Source organism: Streptomyces sp. L2, from assembly GCF_004124325.1.
Lineage (GTDB): Bacteria > Actinomycetota > Actinomycetes > Streptomycetales > Streptomycetaceae > Streptomyces.
On record NZ_QBDT01000001.1, the window covers coordinates 4,716,138 to 4,737,150 of the forward strand.

The window sequence follows — 21,013 nt, forward strand, 5'->3', positions numbered from 1 at the left end:
GACCGAATCGGCTGGTAGGGGTGCGGGTATGCACTCGTGCGGATGTGCACTTATCACGGTACGCCGTGTTTGGCGCACCCGTTTCCGGTCAGGCCTCGCCCCCACCCCGCCCGGACGCCACCTCGGCCGCCTTCGCCGCCGCGCTCCCCGGACGCTTCCGAGCCACCCAACCCTCGATATTCCGCTGCTGACCGCGTGCCACAGCCAGCGAACCAGGCGGCACATCCTTCGTGATCACCGACCCGGCAGCGGTGTAAGCACCGTCCCCCACCGTGACAGGCGCCACAAACATGTTGTCCGATCCCGTCTTGCAGTGCGACCCGACAGTGGTGTGATGCTTGCTCTCCCCGTCGTAGTTCACGAACACACTCGCCGCCCCGATGTTCGTGAAATCACCGATCGTCGCATCCCCCACATACGACAGATGCGGAACCTTCGTCCCCTCACCGATCGACGAGTTCTTCGTCTCCACATACGTACCGATCTTCGCCTTCACACCCAGCCGCGTCCCCGGCCGCAGATACGCGTACGGCCCCACCGACGCCAGCTCACCCACCCGCGCACCATCCGCCACCGTGTTGTCCACCCGCGCCCCCGCACCCACCACGGTGTCATTCAGCCGGCTGTTCGGACCCACCTCGGCACCCGCACCCACCCGCGTCGAACCCGTCAGCAACGTGTTCGGATGCACCACGGCGTCCTGCCCGAACTCCACCGACACATCCACCCACGTCGACGCCGGATCCACCACCGTCACACCGTCCAGCATCGCCCGCGTCAGCAACCGGTCGTTCAGAATCCGACGCGCCTCCGCCAACTGCACCCGGTTGTTGATCCCCGCGATCTCCCGGTGATCCCCCGCCACCGACGCACCCACCCGGTGCCCCGCCTCCCGCAGAATCCCCAGCACATCCGTCAGGTACTCCTCACCCTGACTGTTGTCCGTCCGCACCCTCTTCAGCGCGTCCGCCAGCAACGCCCCGTCGAACGCGAACACCCCACTGTTGATCTCCCGGATCGACCGCTGCGCGTCCGAGGCGTCCTTGTGCTCCACGATCGCGGTCACAGCACCCGTCACCTCGTCCCGCACGATCCGCCCGTAACCGGTCGCGTCCGGCACCTCGGCCGTCAGCACCGTCACCGCGTTGCCGTCCGCCTCATGCGTCCCGGCGAGCCGCGCCAGCGTGTCCCCGGTCAGCAGCGGGGTGTCGCCGCACACCACGACGACGGTCCCCTCGACCGCACCGCCCAGCTCCTCCAGCCCCATCCGCACGGCGTGCCCGGTCCCGTTCTGCTCCGCCTGTACGGCCGTACGCACACCGGGGTCGATCTCGGCGAGGTGCGCGGCGACCTGCTCACGCGCGTGGCCCACCACGACGACGAGGTTCCGCGGCTCCAACTCCCCGGCGGCGGCCAGCACGTGGCCCACGAGGGAACGGCCGCAGATCTGATGCAGGACCTTCGGCGTGGCCGACTTCATACGGGTGCCCTCACCCGCTGCGAGAACGACGACGGCTGCCGGGCGAATGGCGCTCACGGGATGCCCTTCGGCTTTGGGTGGGGTTGGACATCCCGCAGGATACCGGTGGCACTTCGGGGGGACATGAGAGCGGGGCCTGGCTGTACGGCCAGGCCCCGCCGAGTATGTGCTCCCCTGCCAGGACTCGAACCTGGAACAAATCATCCAAAGTGACCCGTGTTGCCCATTACACCACAGGGGACTATATAAGCTGCCTAAACGGACATTTCATCAGTCCGTTGAGGTCGCGGCACCTACTATGCCGTACCAAGCGCCCTCCATGCGACGGTACAGGTGTGCGCTCTGCCGGACGTAGATCACCAGGCATCCCCGGTACTCGTCACCCGTGTTCTTGCGGACCGTCCGAGGGTTGTGCTTCTTCAGCGTGGCCTTGCTGAACGCACTTACGTCGATGCCCACGACGTCGGCCCAGTACCTCTCGGCGGCCTCCACGTCAGCGGTCTCGTGGATGCTCACGCGGAGCGTCAAGCGGTCGTGTGACACGTCCAGTAGTTCCAGCCATCGCAGGAAGAGCCTGATCACGTTGGCGTCGCTGTTGATGAAATGCAGGACTTCGGAGCGGCGGTAGGGCTTGTCCTTGGAGCCTTCGGCCCAATAGAGGGCGACGCCCGCGAGGAAGAGCTCGCGATCCGAGAGCTCCCCGACGGCTGCCGCTGCCGCTTCCTTGGTCGCTACCCTCTCGCGATCCCTTGATGCCCGCAGCTCCGCCAGCCCCGCGTTCATGCGCGCCCGTTGCTCCTCCGGTGTGAGCTTGGGCTCGGGCCGGGGCAAATCCCTCACCCACAGGGAAACCGAACTCTTGGAGCATTTGAGCTCAGCTTGGATTTCGTTGTACGTCCACCCCTGCCTGCGCAGCTCCCGTGCCCTCTCCCGCATGTCGTCCTTGGCGCGTGGACGCTTTGTCCACTCCGGGGGCGGCTCACCCTCGACCAGGCGCTGAAGAATCTCCTTGTTGCGGACCTGCAGCTCGTCCTGAATCTGCCGAAGGCTGTACCCGTCCCGCCGCAAGGCGACCGCTCGTTCGCGCAGTGTTTCGAAGTCGGCGTATTTGCCGTTCGTGTGTGTCACAGGCATACCGTCCAGCCGGAATGGTTGGTTCCGGTCGTGAACGGGTGACGTTCAGCAGTTCGAGGGATATCGGAAGGTTTCGACGGCGTTCGAGGGCGGCGCGTGCTGCGGGCCGGTAGGCGAAACTCACCGGAACAGGTGTAGTCCTCGCCCGTAGGCTGGGTGCATGACCACGACGGGGGAAGACCGCGCCAGGGGGCTGACCGGCCCCTGGTGGTGGGTGCGGCGGCGCGGGGCGGTGCTGGACGGGTGTCTGGCGCTGGTGTCCGCGGTGGAGTGCGGTGCGGAGGGGGTTCCGTTCGCGCGGGACGCGGGGATTCCGGTGTGGGTGGGGGTCCTGTTCGGGGTGCTCGCGGGGTCGGTGCTGCTGGTGCGGCGGCAGTGGCCGATCGCGGTGGTGCTGGTCGCGATCGCGATCACGCCGGCCGAGATGGGCTTCCTGATGGGCATCGTGGGCCTGTACACGCTGGCGTCGTGCGAGGTGCCGCGGCGGATCATCGCGGCGTTGGCGGGGATGTCGCTGCTGGGGACGATGATCGTGTCGTTCGTGCGGGTGCGGCAGGACATGGCGCGGGGGGATCTGGCGCTGGGTGACTGGTTCGTGCCGTTCGCGTCGATCACGACGTCGGTGGGGCTGACGGCTCCGCCGTTGCTGCTGGGGCTGTACGTGGGGGCGCGGCGGCGTTTGATGGAGAGCTTGCGGGAGCGGGCGGACAGTCTGGAGCGGGAGCTTCAGTTGCTGGCGGAGCGGGCGGAGGAGCGGGCCGAGTGGGCGCGTAACGAGGAGCGGACGCGGATCGCGCGGGAGATGCATGACGTGGTGGCGCACCGGGTGTCGTTGATGGTGGTGCATGCGGCGGCGTTGCAGGCGGTGGCGCGGAAGGATCCGGAGAAGGCGGTGCGGAATGCCGCGCTGGTGGGGGACATGGGTCGGCAGGCTTTGACGGAGTTGCGGGAGATGCTCGGGGTGCTGCGGGCGGGGGAGGGTGCGGGGGGCCGGGGTGCTGTGGCTGTGCCGTTGGCCGCGGTGGGGGTGGCCGCGGCTGCGGCGGCCGATGCTTCGCGGATGGCTGATGAGGAGGGCGGGCCTTGTCTGTCGGAGCTGGGGGAACTGGTGGGGCAGTCGGCCGCCGCGGGGATGGTGGTGGATCTGTCCGTGGAGGGGGAGGTGCGGGTGTATGCGGCGGAGGTGGAGCAGACGGCGTACCGGGTGGTGCAGGAGGCGTTGACGAACGTGCACAAGCATGCGGCGGGGGCGAAGACGCATGTGCGGTTGGCGCATCGGGGGTCGGAGATCGCGATGCAGGTGGAGAACGAGCCGCCGGGTGAGCCGGCGTCGGCGTCGGCGGTGGGGTTGCCGTCGGGTGGGAACGGTCTGGTGGGGATGCGGGAGCGGGTGCTGGCGTTGGGCGGGGTGTTCGTGTCGGGGCCGACGGATGCGGGGGGTTTTCGGGTGTCGGCGGTGATTCCGGCGGTCGGGTAGGGGGCGGATGTCGTCTCCGGGGCCGTCGTCTCAGGGGGTGGCGGTGAGGCGTACGGGTTCGATGCCGGCGATGAGGGTGGCGAGGGCGTGGTCGATGTCGGGGCCGGCGTACCAGTCGCCGGTGTGGTCGAGGGTGTAGACGCGGCCTTCGGTGTCGATGGCGAGGAGGGCGTCGGTGTCGGTTTCCTCGCCGAGGGGGCAGACCTCGGTGCTGAGGGCGCGGCCGAGGTCGCCGAGGGTGCGGGCGTGGTGGAGGCCGTGTAGGGGGTCGAGGTGGAGGGTGGCGGGGGCGATCTGGCGGCCGGGGCCGGTGGGGGTGATGTGCAGGGCGCCGAATTCGGCCCAGGCTTCGACTGCGGCGGGGAAGACGGTGTGCTGGTGGCCGGCGGGTGAGGTGTGTTCGCGGAGGGTGTCGGCCCAGATCTCGGCTTGTTTGATGTCCCAGCGTCCGGGGTGCCAGCCGGCGGCGCGCAGGGCGGCGTCGACGGGCACGGGGAAGCGTGTGGTGGAGCTGCGGTCGGGGTGCATCTGCTCTTCGCTCGTCGGGTGTGCTGGTGGTTCGCGGGGTGCGGTGGTTTAGGGGACGGTTGCTTCCGGTGACGGGTGCTTCCGGGGGCGGGACGCCGGGGGGTCAGTCGCCGGTTGCGGTGGGGTCGACGATGCGGACGCCGAAGTGGGCGCTGAGCGCGATGCAGGTGCGGCAGGGGGTGGCGAAGCTGCCGTGGAGGGGGTCGCCGTCCTCGCGTATGCGGCGGGTGGTGAGTTTGGCCTGCTTGAGGGCCTTGCGGGCCTCGCTGTTGCTCATGGGTTTGCGGGCGGCGCGTTTGCTGCGGGCGGCGTCGGCGGCGCTGATGTGGCGGGAGATGAGGATGGTCTCGGCGCAGCGGCCGGTGAAGCGGTCGCGTTGGGCGCTGGTGAGGGTGTCGAGGAAGTCCTGGACGAGGGGGTGCAGGGGTGGGGGTTCCTCGCCGCGGGCGGGGGTGCCGGTGAGGGTGGCGCCGCGGACGGAGAGGGCGGCGGCGACGGTGGGCAGGATGCCGTCGCGGCGGTGCAGGAGGGTGGGTGCGGGGGGTGTGTCGGTGCCGCTCCAGCCGATGCGGGGGTCGCCGGCCGCCCGCATGTCGGTTCCTCCGGTCTGTGCCGTGTTCATGGTCGTCTTCCCCTCCCGGGTGTCCCCCGAAGGACACAGAGTGCCAAATGCCGTGGCTGGTGCGGAAGCTGGGGCGGCGCGACACGCCAGGAGCGGGGCGGGCTGTCACGGCGGGGTGACGGCTGGTCACGGTGGGGGAGTGGCGGTTGTCTCGTGGATGTGGTGGGCCGGTGACCGGGGTGCGGGTAGCGCTTAGGCTGTCGGCATCCGCGATCGATACCGCCGTTCAGGCCAGAGATGACGCCGCAGGGGGCAACCGCCATGACGACAGGTCGGCTCGGGCAGCAAGCCGCGCCGCCGAACGCGGCCTATGCCGGGCAGGTCGTGCACTTCCCGGATCCGGTGCGGGCGGCACGTCACCCGAGAGGGGTACGGGTCGATGACGGCGGTTACCCCGATTTCTCTCCGTATGCGCGTGCGGCGGCGGAGATCGCCGAGCCGCCGGAGGGTTTCGGGGTCGACGAGTTGCGGCTGACGGACTATGTGTCGGCGAACGCGGCTCTGGCGGCGACGGGGCACGAGTTGTGGGACACGGTGCCGGATGTGGCGACGCCGCACGGCTGGACGTGGCATCACGTGGTGGGGTCGCGTCGGCTGGAGCTGGTGCCGGTCGAGGTGAAGGCGTTGCTGCGGCATCACGGTGGGGTGGCGACGGCTCGGGTGGAGCACGGCAAGCGGGGGACGCGGCCGTTGCAGGAGACGCGTCCGGCGCATTTCGGTTTGCCGAAGTCGGGTGTGGCGGTGTCGGAGGCGCAGGTGCTGGGGGTCGAGGAGGATCTCGGGTACCGGCTGCCGGGTGCGTACCGGTCGTTCTTGAAGGCGGCGGGTGGGTGTGCTCCGGTGGGTGCGGCGCTGGACGCCGAGTTGGGTCTGCTGGTGGACCAGCCGTTCTTCACGGTGCGTGAGGAGGCGGCGGTCAATGACCTGGTGTATGTCAACAAGTGTCTGCGGGACCATCTGACGAAGGACTATCTGTGCGTGGGTTTCGTGCAGGGTGGTCTGCTCGCGGTGAAGGTGAAGGGCGAGCGGCTGGGTTCGGTGTGGTTCTGCGCGTACGACGATGTGCGGGACGTGGATCCGTCGTGTCCGCCGGCGGAGCGGGTGGAGCGGTTGCTGTTGCCGTGCGGTGAGGACTTCGACGGGTTCCTGTCGCGGCTGGCGGGTAATCCGCCGGAGCTGGAGACGGTGGCGAATCTGATGGTGGACGGCGGTTTCGCGCGTGCCGTTCCGGTGTCGTCCGGGTCGGGGTCGTCCGTGCCGGTGGGGGAGTGAGCGTTCAGCGATGGTGACTTTCGCGCAGGCGCAGGAGCGCGCCGAGGAGTGGATCAACGGGGACGTCCCGTCGTACCAGCATCGTGAGGTGCGGGTGCGGGAGTTCGAGCTGGGTTTCGTGGTGTGGGGCGAGGACCGTGCGGACGGTCCGCGTTCGGACGCGGGCGGGCAGCGGCTGGTGCTGGCCCGGGACACGGGTGAGGCGACGCTGTGGCCCGCGCTGCCGGTGGGTGAGGTGATCCGCCGGTACGAGGAGGAGTACGGCCGTCCGGACGAGGCCGGGGCGCCGGTTCCGGCGCCGGCCGCGGCCCGGGTGGACCTGAACCAGACGTCGTTCCTGCTGAGTCCGCCGGAGTGGTTGCAGGAGGCGGCGGACAAGCTGGGTATCCCGGACCGCCGGTCGGGTGAGGGTGCCGCGGATGCCGTGTCGTCGTCTTCCGGTGGGCTGGCCGAGACGCAGGCCGGGGTGCCTGCGCCTGCGTCCGCGCCTGCGCCTGCGCCTGCGTCCGCACCCGCGCCCGCGCCCGCGCCCGCGCCTGCGTCCGCGCCCGAGCCTGCGTCCGCGGCGGCGGCCGTTCCGGCCGGTTCCGCTGCGGCGGCGAGTGGCGTGGACGCGTCCGCCGGGGCGACGCCGTGGGCCGGTACGGACACGAACGCCGATGCCGGGGAGGATCGTTCGGTGCCGTTGCCTGCGACGGTGTTCGCGCCGCCGTTGAGCGAGCAGTCCGCCGAGCCCCCGCGTCCGCCGGCGGCCGCGCCGGACGCGAAGACGGCGTTGATGTCGGGGGGCAGCCAGTTGCCCCGCACGAAGGTCTCGCGGGCGCTCGACGACTCGTCCGGGCCGGGGGCGCCGTCGGCTCCGGAGGCTCCCGGGGCTCGGCAGGGGAGTACGCCCCCGCCGGGCCCGGCGTCGTACGGCTACCCGGAGGCCCCGGCGGCCCAGGCGGCACCGGGTACGCCCCCGCCGGGCACACCGGCGTACGCTCCGGCGCACGGCACCCCGCCCGCGCCCCCGGTTCCGGGGAGTGGTGCACCGCAGGGCAGCACCCCTCCGCCGTACGGCTATCCGCCGGCGTCGGGCGGTGACCCGAACGCGGCGCAGTCGCCGTCGGGTTCGGCCGCTCCGGGGCGGCCGCTCGCGCCGAACGCCGGGGACATCGCGGACGCCGCGACGAGCAAGGCCGCGCCGCCGCCGCGGAAGGGCCGTGCCGGGGCGGGCGCGCCGCCGCCTCCGCCGGGTGCGCCGGGCGCACGCCCGGGGAGTACGCCCCCGCCGCCCGCGCCTGCCGAGCCGGGTACGCCTCCGGGCGGCTACGTCCGCACCCAGTTGGTGTCGGCGCTCGGACCGGACGGGCAGCCCGAGGTGCCGGCCGCTCCGGGCGCTCCCAACCCGGCCAACCCGCCCGGCGCGCCGGGTACCCCGGGCGGTATTCCGGCGGGCAACGTCCACCACGCGGCCACGGTGTTCGCCGACCCGAGCCTGCTGGGCGGACCCGGCCCGGTGCCGCCGCCGAGCGCCCCCGGTGCTCCCGGGGCCCCAGGCACCCCGCCTCCGCCCCCGCCCGCGCCGGGCATGCCGAACCCGCCCGGCGTCCCGGGGACCCCGGGCATGCCCGCCGCCCCTGGCGCGCCGCAGCCGCCGGGTGCCCCGGGTGCTCCCGGCGCGCGGGGTGCCGTACACCACGCGGAGACCGTCCTGGCCGCGCCGCCGGTGGCCGGTCCGGGCGTACCCCCGCCGCCCGCGGCCCCGGGTGCTCCCGGAATGCCGCCGGGTGCTCCGGGCGGTCCGGGTGCTCCAGGTGTTCCCGGTGTCCCGGGCATGCCGCCCGGCCCCGGTGCTCCGGGCGGGCCCGGTATGCCGCCGCCGGTGCCGGGTGCTCCCGGGATGGCGCAGCCCATGCCTCCCGGTGCGATGCCGCCGCCCGGTGTCCCGCTGCCGGGGCAGCCGGGGGCGTACGGGTATCCGCCGCAGGGGCAGCCGACGGTCGGCCCCGGTTACCAGGCGGTCCTGCGTTACCGCGCGCAGGACGGTTCGGAGCAGCAGCTGATCCGGCGTTCGGCGCCGGGTACGCCGCACCCGGAGTGGCAGATCTTCCACGAGTTGCGGGCGATGAACGTGCCCGCCGACCAAGTGCTGGAGCTGCACACGGAGTTGGAGTCGTGTGAGCTGCCGGGCGCGTACTGTGCGCGGATGATCCGGGAGCAGTGGCCGCAGGCGCGGATCACGAGCATCGCGCCGTACGGCACCGATCACGCGAGCCGGCAGCAGGGTATGCGGCAACTGCTGGCACATCAGGGTGAGTTGCACCAGGTCGCGGACGGTCCCGCGCGGCCGGCGCCGGTGCGGGCGCCGCTGCCGCCGGTGCAGCCCGTGCCGCCGGTGCCGCCGGAGGCGATCGGGCAGGAGCTGGCGGCGGTGTTCGGGCCGGGTGTGTTCCGGTTCGAGCAGCAGGCGGTGTCGCGGCAGGGTGTGCCGCCGGTCGTGGCGCACACGCTGCTGGCGGCTGGGCTGCCGGTGGACCTCGGTCCGTTCTTCTGGGCGCAGGCCCAGCCGGGTCGTCCGGTGCCGACACTGGCGGAGCTGGCGGCCGAGCGCGGCGTGCAGCCGGCGCCGGACGCGGGGTCGTACCTTGTGATGGGGACGGACTTCGGCCGGGCCCTGTGTGTGCAGTACGGCACCGCGAACATCGTGGCCGTGCCGGTGGAGGCGGGGCCGGGCGGTGCGCCGGTGGCGCCGCAGTTCGTGAACTCGGGGCTGCCGGAGTTCGCGCGCTGTCTGGCGCTGCTGGGCCGGATGTGGCGGCTGAGGTACGGGCTGAACCAGGAGCAGGCGGGCCGCTGGACGGTGGATTTCCAGGCCCAGTTGTCCGCCCTGGATCCGGCGGCGCTGGCTTCGCCGGAGAGCTGGTGGTCGGTGCTGCTGGAGCAGATGTGGGACGGGCTGCTGTAGGAGTCCGCGGGGGCGGCGACGTCCCAGCCCACAGGGGTTGAACGGCCGGAGGGCCGGGTCCGGTCGGATGATCGGGCCCGGCCCTCCGGCGTGCCCCGCGCCACCGTCGTGCACGAACTCGTGCCGGCTTCGACCGCGACATGCCTGCGGAGTGTCGCGTTATGAACACTTACGTCCGATCCATCAAGATATGCGCGAAATCATCCTGTCGTGTATGTCCGGTGGAGAGGGGTTCCCAGGGTGAGCAGCGCATCGGTGCCGCCGCATGGCTTCGTGACCATCCGGGGGCGCGGCTACCGCCCCGCACAGGTCGACGCGTACCTGGAGGCCCTGTCGCGGGACCGGGACGCCGCGTGGGAGCGCGCCGCGCGGCTGACCGTGCTCGCCAGGGAGATGGAGGCGGAGGCCGTCGCGCTGCGCGAGGCCGTCGCCCAGCTCGCCCCGCAGACGTACGAGTCGCTCGGCGAGAGCGCCCGGCGCCTCTACCAGCTGGTGCTCGACGAGGCGGCGGACGTGCGGGTGCGGGCGCGGCGCGCGGCGGAGAAGCAGGTCGCGCAGGCCGAGGCGAGCGCCCAGGCGGTGCGCCGGGAGGCGCGGGAGGCCGCGGACGCGCTCCGCGCGGAGGCCGATGACCGTGCCCGCCAGCGGCTCCTGGCGGCCCAGGCCGAGGCCGACGACCTGCGCGTCGGCGCCCGGCGCGAGGTGAAGGAGCGGCGCGGTGAGGCGCTCGCCGCGCTGCGCGAGGTACGGCAGCGCACCACGGGCATGCTCGCCGAGCAGGCGCGGGAGCATGCCGAGAGGCTGGCCGAGGTGGAGGCCGGCCTCGACGCCCAGTGCGTGGTCGCGTCGGGCGCGGACGCCGGGGAGGGGGCCGCGGCGCAGGTGTCGCCGGACGAGCGGGTGGCCCGCGCGGAGGCCACCCTGGCCGAGGTGGAACGGGAGTTCACGGACGCGGAGGAGGCGGCCCGCCGCTGCGTGGAGGAGGCGGAGGTGCGTGCCGCCGAGATCGTCGCGGAGGCGCGGGTGCGCGAGGAGCGCGTCGCCCGGCAGACCGAACGGGTGCTGCGCGGGCACAAGGAGACGCGCAACGACCTGCAGGCCCACATGGACCACGTGCGCAACAGCCTGATCACCCTCACGGGCCGCGCCCCGGCCGAGTGACCGGCCGGCGCACCAGTGCCCCGCCCCAGGGGCGTCAGGTTCAGGTTCCCTTCCGTACCGCCCCCGCCAGGATGCGGCCCTCCACCCCCTCGTACTGGCGGCGCTGTTCCTCCGCCTGTCCGCGGCCGGAGAGGACCGTGCCCAGCCAGCCGAGGAGGAAGCCGGCCGGGATGGAGACGATGCCCGTGGTGGTGAACGGGAACCAGTTGAAGTCGGCGTGCGGGAACGCCGAGGCGGGTGAGCCGGAGACGAGGTTGGTGCCCGGCATGAGCAGCAGCACGGTCAGTGAGCCGCCGAGCAGGGTGGCCAGCAGTCCGGTGCGGGTGTAGCGGCGCCAGAAGAGGCCGTACACCAGGGCCGGGGCGATCGCCGAGGCGCCCAGGCAGAAGGAGAGTGTGACCAGTGGCTGCAGGCTGTGGTGCTGCACCAGGGTCGCCAGCAGGATCGTCGGCACGCCGATGGCCAGCGCGGACAGCCGGGCCAGGGTCATCTCGCGGCGGGCCGGCATCTCCCGGCCGCGGGCGGCGAACACGTCGTGGGCCAGGGAGTTGGCGCAGGCGAGGATCATGCCGGCGACCGAGGCGAGCAGGGTCAGGAAGATCGCCGTGGTGACCATGGTGAACAGGACCGTCTCCACCGTGGACACGTCGGTGCCGAACACCGCGCGCGTGCCCAGCAGATACGCCGTGTTGCCCTGCGGGTCGGCCAGCCCGATCGCCGTACGGCCGAGCAGGGCCGTGGCGCCGAACCCGACGACGGTGATGACCAGGACGAACGCGGCGACGATGGACACCGCCCAGGACATCGAGCGGCGCACCTGGCGGGCGCTGGACGCGGTGTACATGCGCATCGTGACGTGCGGCAGCACGCCGCCGCCGAGGACGATGGTCAGCTCCGAGGTGATCATGTCCAGGCGGGGGGTGGCCGAGCCGCCGAACTGGAGGCCGGAGTGCAGGAACGCCGTTCCGGCGCTGCTCTGCCGGGCGGCGGTGTGGAAGAGCGCGCCGGGGTCCCAGTCGAAGCGGCGCAGCATCAGTACGGCGATGACGGCGCCGGAGCCGAGCAGCATCACTATCTTCAGGATCTGGATGAGGGCGGTGCCCTTCATGCCGCCGATCGCCGCGTAGCTGATCATCAAGACGCCGAGTCCGATGACGCAGCCCGTCTGCAGGGTCTCGCTGGAGAAGCCGAGGATGAACGCCATCAGCTGGCCGGTGCCGGCGAGCTGGACCAGCATCAGCGGCAGCAGCGCGGCGATGGTGACCGCGCAGGCGGAGATCCGCACCGCACGGCCCGGCATGCGGCGGGCGAGCGCGTCGCCCATGGTGAACCGGCCCGCGTTGCGCAGGGGTTCGGCCAGCAGGAACATCAGCAGGAGCAGGGACAGGGCCGTGCTGAGGGCGAGGACGACACCGTCGTAGCCGCACAGGGCGACCACGCCGCCGGTGCCGAGGACGGTGGCGGCGGAGATGTAGTCGCCGGCGATGGCGAGGCCGTTGCGCAGCGGGGACAGGGAGCCGTAGCCGGTGTAGAACTCGTCGAGGTCGTCCTCGCGGTCGGGGCCGGTCATCACGCACAGCAGCAGGGTGACGGTGGCCACGGCGGAGAAGGCGACCAGGGACATCGTCTGCCCGGAGCCGCTGAACCCGGTGAAGCCGGCCGGGTCGGGCGGCCCGGCGGCGAGCGTGCTCAAGGGGGCGCCGAGGGCGGCGGTCAGGGGGGTGCTCATCGGCTCGCTCCTCGGCGTGCGTCCACTTCGGCCTCTTTGCGGATGCGGTCCGCGAGGGGGTCGACGTGACGGCGCGCGGTGTGCTCGTACAGGGCGATCGCCAGCCAGGTGACGGGGAGTTGGAGGAGGGCGAGCAGCAGTCCGGCGGGGATGCCGTCGGCGACGGTGCTCGTCATGACGTCCGGGGCGAACGCGGACAGCACCAGGAACAGGGTGAAGTAGCCGAGCGCGGTGACCGTGGCGGTGCGCCGCTGCAGCCGGTAGGCGCCGCGCAGGACGCGCAGGTCGCTGTGGTGGCCGAGGGGTTCGCGCGGCGGCTGCGGCCGGGGCGGGCCGGGCGGCATGGGCGGTGGGGGCTGCCAGGGATAGGTGAGGTGCGGCGGGTGGTCGTGGGACATCCCGGGCTCCTTGCGTGGTTCGGGTCCGCGGCGGCGGACCGCAGGGAGGTGGGGGTGGGAGTGGAGACGCACGTTACTCGCAGGTAGCCGCGATGCGCGAGGGTTTCACCGAACTGGACGGTCGGTATGCGCTTGCCCGTTGACCCTCACGCGGCGGAAGGGTGCAGGCTGGGGGCTCCAACCGGTTCTAAACGGGGCGCCGTCGGAGGGCCGGGGGGTGGAGCCGACCCCTAGGCGGACTCCACCCGTCGGTGGACAGCCCCTAGGGGTTCCTCCGTACTACGGGTCGGGGAGGGTTCGTCCCCCCGGAGGACGAGAAGGGCCCCGAGCGGTCCTTAACCTGGCTTTACGCCGCCGGGGGGTGGCTGACCGAACCAGCGGGGGTGGGGATTTCCCCCGGAGAAGAGGGGGCTCCGCACCAGCGCGCGGCACCACTGTCGCCCGCGAGACTCGTCGACGTACGAAGGCGCCGTACGAGGGCGTCGTACGAAGGCGCTATACGAACACACCGTACGGACGCGCTGTGCGAAAGCACCGTACGCCGCACCACCAGGACGCACCGCTTCGGCGGGACGCCGACACCGACTGGCTGACCGACATAGGAGATATACCGTGACTTCGGCTGTGACTGTTCCCAGGCACGGGGGTACTGGAGGGACTACGGCCGTCGCCGCGCGGGCGCGGCAGGTCGTGAAGGCGTACGGCGCCGGGGAGACCCGTGTCGTCGCCCTGGACCACGTCGACGTGGACATCGCCCGCGGCCAGTTCACCGCGATCATGGGCCCCTCGGGGTCCGGCAAGTCCACGCTGATGCACTGCCTCGCCGGGCTCGACACCGTGACCAGCGGTCAGATCTACCTGGACGAGACCGAGATCACCGGCCTGAAGGACAAGAAGCTCACCAAGCTGCGCCGGGACCGGATCGGGTTCATCTTCCAGGCGTTCAACCTGCTGCCCACGCTGAACGCGCTGGAGAACATCACGCTGCCGATGGACATCGCCGGCCGCAAGCCGGACCGGGGCTGGCTGGACCAGGTCGTGGAGACCGTCGGCCTCGCCGGACGCCTCAAGCACCGGCCGACCCAGCTCTCCGGCGGCCAGCAGCAGCGCGTCGCCGTGGCCCGCGCGCTCGCCGCCCGCCCCGAGATCATCTTCGGTGACGAGCCGACCGGAAACCTCGACTCGCGCGCCGGCGCCGAAGTCCTGGGCTTCCTGCGCCGCTCGGTCGACGAACTCGGCCAGACCATCGTGATGGTCACCCACGACCCCGTCGCCGCCTCCTACGCCGACCGCGTGCTGTACCTCGCCGACGGCAGGATCGTCGACGAGATGTACCAGCCGACGGCCGACCAGGTCCTGGACCGGATGAAGGACTTCGACGCCCGGGGGCGTACGTCATGACCGTCATGAAGACCTCCATGCGCAACTTCTTCGCGCACAAGGGCCGGATGGCGCTGTCCGCCGTCGCGGTGCTGCTGTCGGTGGCGTTCGTCTGCGGGACGCTCGTCTTCACCGACACGATGAACACCACGTTCGACAAGCTGTTCCAGGCCACCTCCTCCGACGTGCAGGTCAGCGCCAAGGGCTCCTCCGACACCGGCGAGACCACCTCCAGCACCGGCAAGCCGCCGGTCATGCCGGCCTCCGTGGTCGACCGGGTGCGCCACACGCCGGGCGTCGAGAAGGCCGAGGGGACGGTGTTCTCCACCTCGGTGACCGTCGTCGACAGCAAGCTCGACAAGCTCTCGCCCACCAGCGGCGCCCCGACCATCGTCGGCAGCTGGAACGGCAACGACGCCCGCACCATGAAGGTGACCACCGGTACGGCGCCCAAGGGCCCCGACCAGGTCATGGTCGACGCCGACACCGCCAAGAAGCACCACCTCGGGCTCGGCGACGACATCGGCATCCTCACCGCCCTCGGCACGCACCACGCGCGCGTGTCCGGCATCGCCACCTTCACCGTCACCAACCCGGGTGCGGCGATCTTCTACCTCGACACGAAGACCGCCCAGCAGACCCTCGTCGGCAGGACGGGCGTCTACACCAACGTCAACGTCACCGCCGCCAAGGGCGTCAGCGACGTCCAGCTGAAGAAGAACGTGACCGCCGCGCTCGGCGGCCACGCCTACAAGGTGCAGACCGCCAAGGAGGTCGCCGACGCCAACCAGAAGCAGATCAGCGGCTTCCTGAACGTCATGAAGTACGCGATGCTCGGCTTCGCCGGGATCGCCTTCCTCGTCGGCATCTTCCTGATCATCAACACCTTCTCGATGCTGGTCGCCCAGCGCACCCGCGAGATCGGACTGATGCGGGCCATCGGCTCCTCCCGCAAGCAGGTCAACCGGTCCGTGCTCGTCGAGGCCCTGCTGCTCGGCCTGATCGGCTCCGCGCTCGGCGTCGGCGCCGGCGTCGGCATCGCGGTCGGCCTGATGAAGCTCATGGGCAAGATGGGCATGCACCTGTCCACCGACGATCTGACGATCGCCTGGACGACCCCCGTCCTCGGCGTGGTCCTCGGCGTCGTCGTCACCGTCCTCGCCGCCTACCTGCCCGCCCGCCGCGCCGGCAAGGTCTCGCCGATGGCCGCGCTGCGCGACTCCGGCGCGCCCACCGACGCCAAGGCCGGTGTCGTACGCGCCCTGATCGGCCTGGTCCTGACCGGCGCCGGCACCGCGAGCCTCTTCGCCGCGGCGAACGCCGACAAGGCCAAGGCCGGCTCCGGCTGGCTGGGCCTCGGCGTGGTGCTCACCCTGATCGGGTTCGTCGTCATCGGCCCGCTGCTCGCCGGCGGCCTGGTGCGCGTCCTCGGCGCGGTCATCCTGCGCGTCTTCGGCCCCGTCGGCCGGATGGCGGAGCGCAACGCGCTGCGCAACCCGCGCCGCACCGGCGCCACCGGCGCCGCCCTGATGATCGGCCTCGCCCTCGTCGCCTGCCTGTCGGTCGTCGGCTCCTCGATGGTCGCCTCGGCCACCGACCAGCTCGACAAGACCGTCGGCACGGACTTCATCGTCATGGGCGACAACGGCCAGCGCATCAAGCCGCAGGACGTCCAGGCCATCAAGGACACCCCGGGCCTGACGCACGTCACCGAGTACCGGCCGATCCAGGCCGAACTCACCACCCCCGACGGCAAGACACTCAAGAAGCAGGACGTCACCGGCGCCGACCCGACCTACGCCACCGACCTGCACAAGAAGACCGTCGCCGGCGACCTGAAGGACGCCTACCTGCCCGGCTCGATGTCGGTCGACGAGAAGTTCGCCAAGGCCCACGGCATCCACCTCGGCTCGAAGATCACCGTCAGCTTCGACCAGGGGGCCACCGCCCACCTCACGGTCCGCGCCATCACCAACAGCAAGGACCTGATCGACCAGGGCGCCAAGTACACCTCCCTGGCCACGCTGAAGAAGTACGTGCCCGCCGGCAGCATGCCGCTCGACCAGCTGGTCTTCGCCAGCGCCAAGGACGGGCAGCAGGACGCCGCCTACACGGCCCTGAAGACGGCCCTGCACAAGGACCCGAGCGTGACGGTCCGCGACCAGACCGACTACAAGCAGGAGCTGAAGGACCAGATCGGCCAGCTGCTCAACATGATCTACGGCCTGCTCGCCCTCGCGATCATCGTCGCGGTCCTCGGCGTCGTGAACACCCTCGCCCTGTCGGTGGTGGAGCGGACCCGGGAGATCGGCCTCATGCGGGCCATCGGCCTCTCCCGACGCCAGCTGCGCCGCATGATCCGCCTGGAGTCCGTGGTGATCGCCGTCTTCGGCGCGCTCCTCGGCCTCGGCCTGGGCATGGGCTGGGGCGCCACCGCCCAGCAGCTCCTCGCCCTTCAGGGCCTGAAGATCCTGGACATCCCCTGGCCGACGATCATCGGCGTCTTCATCGGCTCCGCCTTCGTGGGCCTCTTCGCCGCCCTGATCCCGGCGTTCCGGGCGGGCCGCATGAACGTCCTGAACGCCATCGCCACGGACTGACCCCACCACCCCACCAGCCACCGCACACGGGGGTTGCGGAGGAGCCCGGCGCCGAAAGCCACCAGACTTCCGGCGCCGGGCATTGGCGTACCCGGCGCGGCCCACTCTTCAGCCGACCGAACCCCGATCCCGGCGGGCCACTTCTCGGCCCCCCGAGCCCCAGCCCCGGGTGGGTCACTGCCGGCCCCACCGAGCTCCCACCCGCGCGCGGGCCACTTCTCGGCCCCCTGAGCCCCCACCCCCGCGCGGGCCACTTCTCGGCCCCCGAGCCCCGACCCCGCGCGGGCCACTGTTCGACCCCTGAGTCCCGACCCCGCGCGGGCCACTGTTCGACCCACCGAGCCCCGACCCGGGTGGGCCATTTCTCGGCCCCCCCCGAGCCCCAACCCCAGCGGGTCACTTCTGGACCTACCGAGTCGGGTGGTGGGTGGGCGAGGTCGGGGGTCCAGGGGGCGGAGCCCCTTGGGAGGGTCACCGCAGCCCGGCCGCCGCACACACCCCGGAGTTATCCACAGCCCCCGACACCGAACCCGACGGAGTCGTACGCTGGACACCCCCCGGCCGCCCCCCGCGTCGGGGCACTCGCGTTGCCCACCCCCGCGCCCCCCGGACGGAAAAACCCCTCATGAGCCTGCACGGTCTACTGGACGTCGTCCTCAAGGACCCCACCCTCGCGGAAGCGATCAAGGCCGCCGCGGACGGCAACCGCACGCACGTCGACCTCGTAGGCCCCCCCGCCGCCCGCCCCCTCGCCATCGCCGCCCTCGCCCGCGACTCCGGCCGCCCCGTCCTCGCCGTCACCGCGACCGGCCGCGAGGCCGAGGACCTGGCGGCCGCCCTGCGCACGCTGCTCCCCCCAGAGGGCGTCGTGGAGTACCCCTCCTGGGAGACGCTGCCGCACGAGCGGCTCAGCCCGCGCAGCGACACCGTCGGCCGCCGCCTCGCCGTCCTGCGCCGCCTCGCCCACCCCCGCCTCGACGACCCCGAGACCGGCCCCGTCTCCGTCGTCGTAGCGCCCGTACGATCCGTGCTGCAGCCGCAGGTCAAGGGCCTCGGCGACCTGGAACCGGTCGCCCTGCGCACCGGCCAGACCGCCGACCTGAACGAGATCGTCGAAGCCCTCGCTGCCGCCGCCTACGCGCGCGTGGAGCTCGTCGAGAAGCGCGGCGAGTTCGCCGTACGCGGCGGCATCCTGGACGTGTTCCCGCCCACCGAGGAACACCCCCTGCGCATCGAGTTCTGGGGCGACGACGTCGAGGAGATCCGCTACTTCAAGGTCGCCGACCAGCGTTCCCTGGAGGTCGCCGAACACGGCGTGTGGGCCCCGCCCTGCCGCGAGCTGCTGCTGACGGACGACGTCCGCGCCCGCGCGCGTGCCCTCGCCGAACAGCACCCCGAGCTGGGCGAACTGCTCGGCAAGATCGCCGAGGGCATCGCCGTCGAGGGCATGGAGTCCCTCGCCCCGGTCCTCGTCGACGACATGGAGCTGCTGCTCGACGTGCTGCCCAAGGGCGCCATGGCCGTCGTGTGCGACCCGGAGCGGGTGCGCACCCGCGCCACCGACCTGGTGGCGACCTCCCAGGAGTTCCTCCAGGCGTCCTGGGCCGCCACCGCGGGCGGCGGGGAGGCGCCGATCGATGTCGGCGCGGCCTCCCTGTGGTCCATCGCCGACATCCGCGAGCGCGCGCGCGAGCTGGACATGCTGTGGTGGTCCGTCTCCCCGTTCGCCGCCGACGAGGAACTCGACGGGGACACCCTCAAGCTCGGCATGCACGCCCCCGAGACCTACCGCGGCGACACCGCCAAGGCCCTCGCCGACACCAAGGGCTGGCTCGCCGACGGCTGGCGCACCGTCTTCGTCACCGAGGGCCACGGCCCGGCCGCCCGCACCGTCGAGGTCCTCGGCGGCGAGGGCATCCCCGCCCGCCTCACCATCGACCTGGACGAGCCGACCCCGTCGGTCGTCCACGTGGCCTGCGGCTGCATCGAGTACGGCTTCGTCGACCCCGCCCTCAAGCTCGCCGTCCTCACCGAGACCGACCTGACCGGGCAGAAGACCGCCGGCCGCGACGGCGCCCGCATGCCGGCCCGCCGCCGCAAGACCATCGACCCGCTCACCCTCGAAGCGGGCGACTACATCGTCCACGAGCAGCACGGTGTCGGCCGCTACATCGAGATGGTGCAGCGCACCGTCCAGGGCGCCACCCGCGAGTACCTGGTCGTGGAGTACGCCCCCGCCAAGCGCGGCCAGCCCGGCGACCGCCTCTACATCCCCACCGACCAGCTGGAGCAGATCACCAAGTACGTCGGTGGCGAGGCACCAACCCTGCACCGGCTCGGCGGCGCCGACTGGACGAAGACCAAGGCGCGCGCGAAGAAGGCCGTCAAGGAGATCGCCGCCGACCTGATCAAGCTGTACTCGGCCCGCATGGCCGCCCCCGGGCACGCCTTCGGCGCCGACACGCCCTGGCAGCGCGAGCTGGAGGACGCCTTCCCCTACGCCGAGACCCCCGACCAGCTGACCACCATCGCCGAGGTCAAGGACGACATGGAGAAGTCGGTCCCGATGGACCGCCTGATCTGCGGCGACGTCGGCTACGGCAAGACCGAGATCGCGGTGCGGGCCGCGTTCAAGGCCGTACAGGACGGCAAACAGGTCGCCGTCCTCGTCCCCACCACCCTGCTGGTGCAGCAGCACTTCGGCACGTTCTCCGAGCGCTACGGCCAGTTCCCGGTGAACGTGCGCGCCCTGTCCCGCTTCCAGACCGACACCGAGGCGAAGGCCGTCCTGGAGGGGCTGAAGGAGGGCTCGGTCGACATCGTCATCGGCACCCACCGGCTGTTCTCCTCCGAGACCAAGTTCAAGGACCTCGGCCTGGTCATCGTCGACGAGGAGCAGCGCTTCGGCGTCGAGCACAAGGAGCAGCTGAAGAAGCTCCGCGCCAACGTCGACGTCCTGACGATGTCCGCCACCCCGATCCCGCGCACCCTGGAGATGGCGGTCACCGGCATCCGCGAGATGTCCACCATCACCACCCCGCCGGAGGAACGGCACCCGGTGCTCACCTTCGTCGGGCCGTACGAGGAGAAGCAGATCGGCGCCGCCGTCCGCCGCGAACTGCTGCGCGAGGGCCAGGTCTTCTACATCCACAACCGGGTCGAGTCCATCGACCGCGCCGCCGCCCGCCTGCGCGACATCGTCCCCGAGGCCCGCATCGCCACCGCTCACGGCCAGATGTCGGAGTCGGCGCTGGAACAGGTCGTCGTCGACTTCTGGGAGAAGAAGTTCGACGTCCTCGTCTCCACGACGATCGTCGAGTCCGGCATCGACATCTCCAACGCCAACACCCTGATCGTGGAGCGCGGCGACAACTTCGGCCTCTCCCAGCTGCACCAGCTGCGCGGCCGCGTCGGCCGCGGCCGCGAACGCGGCTACGCCTACTTCCTCTACCCGCCGGAGAAGCCCCTCACCGAGACCGCGCACGAACGCCTCGCCACCATCGCCCAGCACACCGAGATGGGCGCCGGCATGTACGTCGCCATGAAGGACCTGGAGATCCGCGGCGCCGGAAATCTGCTCGGCGGCGAGCAGTCCGGGCACATCGCGGGCGTCGGCTTCGACCTGTACGTCCGCATGGTCGGCGAGGCCGTCGCGGACTACCGCCGCCAGCTGGAGACCGGCGAGATCGAGGAGGAGGCCCCGCTGGAGGTCAAGATCGAGCTGCCCGTCGACGCGCACGTCCCGCACGACTACGCGCCCGGCGAGCGGCTGCGCCTCCAGGCCTACCGCTCGATCGCCTCCGCCAACTCGGAAGAGGACATCAAGGCCGTCCGCGAGGAACTCACCGACCGTTACGGCAAGTTGCCCGATCCGGTGGAGAACCTGCTGCTGGTCGCCGGACTGCGGATGCTCGCCCGCGCCTGCGGGGTCGGCGAGATCGTGCTCCAGGGCACCAACATCCGCTTCGCGCCGGTGGAACTGCGCGAGTCCCAGGAGCTGCGCCTCAAGCGCCTCTACCCCGGCACCGTCATCAAGCCCGCCGCACACCAGATCCTCGTCCCCCGCCCGAAGACCGCGAAGGTGGGCGGCAAACCGCTGGTCGGCCGCGAACTGCTGGGCTGGGTAGGCGAGTTCCTGGCCTCGATCCTGGGGTCGTAGGCCCCCGGCCTCCCCGGGGGCCTTCGCCTACCACCCCCCGTCGCCAACCCGCCGACCCGCGCACCCGCACCGGACGGACGCCGTTACCGTAAGGAGGGAACGATTCCGCCCGGTGCGAGGGCG

General features: G+C 71.7%; 13 protein-coding genes and 1 tRNA gene. 7 read left to right on the forward strand and 7 right to left on the reverse strand.

The window, feature by feature from the left end; genetic code table 11:
• Positions 1-88: 88 nt before the first annotated feature.
• The 3 genes from glmU to DBP14_RS21120 all read right to left on the reverse strand — a co-directional run bounded on the left by glmU (position 89) and on the right by DBP14_RS21120 (position 2,608).
• The gene (glmU, locus tag DBP14_RS21110) at positions 89-1,537 is read right to left on the reverse strand and encodes a bifunctional UDP-N-acetylglucosamine diphosphorylase/glucosamine-1-phosphate N-acetyltransferase GlmU (protein WP_129308720.1); all 1,449 of its coding nucleotides are present in this window, start codon (positions 1,535-1,537) and stop codon (positions 89-91) included.
• A 112-nt stretch (positions 1,538-1,649) separates the two neighbouring features.
• Positions 1,650-1,721 (reverse strand) — tRNA-Gln (locus DBP14_RS21115).
• A 29-nt stretch (positions 1,722-1,750) separates the two neighbouring features.
• Complete coding sequence (locus DBP14_RS21120; protein WP_129308721.1) at positions 1,751-2,608, reverse strand: hypothetical protein; 858 nt, start codon at positions 2,606-2,608, stop codon at positions 1,751-1,753.
• Between the two features lie 166 nt (positions 2,609-2,774).
• Here DBP14_RS21120 and DBP14_RS21125 point away from each other — a divergent pair, with 166 nt between their 5' ends.
• Positions 2,775-4,091, forward strand: coding sequence for a histidine kinase (locus tag DBP14_RS21125; protein WP_129308722.1), 1,317 nt, complete (start codon positions 2,775-2,777; stop codon positions 4,089-4,091).
• Positions 4,092-4,121: 30 nt separating this feature from the next.
• Here DBP14_RS21125 and DBP14_RS21130 read toward each other — a convergent pair whose 3' ends face one another.
• Both DBP14_RS21130 and DBP14_RS21135 read right to left on the reverse strand, forming a co-directional pair.
• The gene (locus DBP14_RS21130) at positions 4,122-4,619 is read right to left on the reverse strand and encodes an SUKH-3 domain-containing protein (protein WP_129308723.1); all 498 of its coding nucleotides are present in this window, start codon (positions 4,617-4,619) and stop codon (positions 4,122-4,124) included.
• A 103-nt stretch (positions 4,620-4,722) separates the two neighbouring features.
• Positions 4,723-5,241, reverse strand: coding sequence for a YwqJ-related putative deaminase (locus tag DBP14_RS21135; RefSeq protein ID WP_241740995.1), 519 nt, complete (start codon positions 5,239-5,241; stop codon positions 4,723-4,725).
• A 261-nt stretch (positions 5,242-5,502) separates the two neighbouring features.
• Here DBP14_RS21135 and DBP14_RS21140 point away from each other — a divergent pair, with 261 nt between their 5' ends.
• The 3 genes from DBP14_RS21140 to DBP14_RS21150 all read left to right on the forward strand — a co-directional run bounded on the left by DBP14_RS21140 (position 5,503) and on the right by DBP14_RS21150 (position 10,624).
• Entirely contained in the window at positions 5,503-6,513 is a 1,011-nt protein-coding gene (locus tag DBP14_RS21140; RefSeq protein ID WP_129308724.1) for an SMI1/KNR4 family protein, read from the forward strand.
• 10 nt (positions 6,514-6,523) lie between these two features.
• Positions 6,524-9,463, forward strand: a complete 2,940-nt coding sequence (locus DBP14_RS21145) for an SUKH-4 family immunity protein (protein WP_129308725.1) — start codon at positions 6,524-6,526, stop codon at positions 9,461-9,463.
• A 240-nt stretch (positions 9,464-9,703) separates the two neighbouring features.
• Positions 9,704-10,624 carry a cellulose-binding protein gene (locus DBP14_RS21150; RefSeq protein ID WP_164992381.1) on the forward strand — a complete coding sequence of 307 codons (921 nt, stop codon included), beginning with the start codon at positions 9,704-9,706 and terminating at the stop codon, positions 10,622-10,624.
• A gap of 40 nt (positions 10,625-10,664) precedes the next feature.
• On the opposite strand, the gene DBP14_RS21155 is transcribed toward DBP14_RS21150, so the two are convergent.
• Both DBP14_RS21155 and DBP14_RS21160 read right to left on the reverse strand, forming a co-directional pair.
• Positions 10,665-12,248, reverse strand: coding sequence for a cation acetate symporter (locus DBP14_RS21155; protein WP_241741265.1), 1,584 nt, complete (start codon positions 12,246-12,248; stop codon positions 10,665-10,667).
• A gap of 101 nt (positions 12,249-12,349) precedes the next feature.
• Positions 12,350-12,751 (reverse strand): DUF485 domain-containing protein, encoded by a 402-nt coding sequence (locus DBP14_RS21160; protein ID WP_129308727.1) that lies wholly within the window; start codon positions 12,749-12,751, stop codon positions 12,350-12,352.
• A gap of 612 nt (positions 12,752-13,363) precedes the next feature.
• On the opposite strand from DBP14_RS21160, the gene DBP14_RS21165 reads away from it, so the two are divergent.
• From DBP14_RS21165 to mfd, 3 genes are all read left to right on the forward strand, one after another.
• Positions 13,364-14,152 carry an ABC transporter ATP-binding protein gene (locus DBP14_RS21165; protein ID WP_129308728.1) on the forward strand — a complete coding sequence of 263 codons (789 nt, stop codon included), beginning with the start codon at positions 13,364-13,366 and terminating at the stop codon, positions 14,150-14,152.
• Complete coding sequence (locus DBP14_RS21170) at positions 14,149-16,731, forward strand: ABC transporter permease (protein ID WP_129308729.1); 2,583 nt, start codon at positions 14,149-14,151, stop codon at positions 16,729-16,731. The genes DBP14_RS21165 and DBP14_RS21170 overlap by 4 nt, the downstream gene beginning before the upstream one ends.
• A gap of 625 nt (positions 16,732-17,356) precedes the next feature.
• Positions 17,357-20,890: a transcription-repair coupling factor gene (mfd, locus tag DBP14_RS21175; protein ID WP_129308730.1), complete on the forward strand. Its 3,534-nt coding sequence runs from the start codon at positions 17,357-17,359 to the stop codon at positions 20,888-20,890.
• Positions 20,891-21,013 lie beyond the last annotated feature (123 nt).

Coding starts and splice junctions, on each gene's coding strand:
- DBP14_RS21160 (WP_129308727.1), bottom strand. CDS start 12,751: ATGTCCCACGACCACCCGCCGCACCTCACCTATCCCTGGCAGCCCCCA.
- DBP14_RS21155 (WP_241741265.1), bottom strand. CDS start 12,248: ATGTCCCTGGTCGCCTTCTCCGCCGTGGCCACCGTCACCCTGCTGCTG.
- DBP14_RS21170 (WP_129308729.1), top strand. CDS start 14,149: ATGACCGTCATGAAGACCTCCATGCGCAACTTCTTCGCGCACAAGGGC.
- DBP14_RS21135 (WP_241740995.1), bottom strand. CDS start 5,241: ATGAACACGGCACAGACCGGAGGAACCGACATGCGGGCGGCCGGCGAC.
- DBP14_RS21140 (WP_129308724.1), top strand. CDS start 5,503: ATGACGACAGGTCGGCTCGGGCAGCAAGCCGCGCCGCCGAACGCGGCC.
- DBP14_RS21145 (WP_129308725.1), top strand. CDS start 6,524: ATGGTGACTTTCGCGCAGGCGCAGGAGCGCGCCGAGGAGTGGATCAAC.
- DBP14_RS21130 (WP_129308723.1), bottom strand. CDS start 4,619: ATGCACCCCGACCGCAGCTCCACCACACGCTTCCCCGTGCCCGTCGAC.
- mfd (WP_129308730.1), top strand. CDS start 17,357: ATGAGCCTGCACGGTCTACTGGACGTCGTCCTCAAGGACCCCACCCTC.
- DBP14_RS21125 (WP_129308722.1), top strand. CDS start 2,775: ATGACCACGACGGGGGAAGACCGCGCCAGGGGGCTGACCGGCCCCTGG.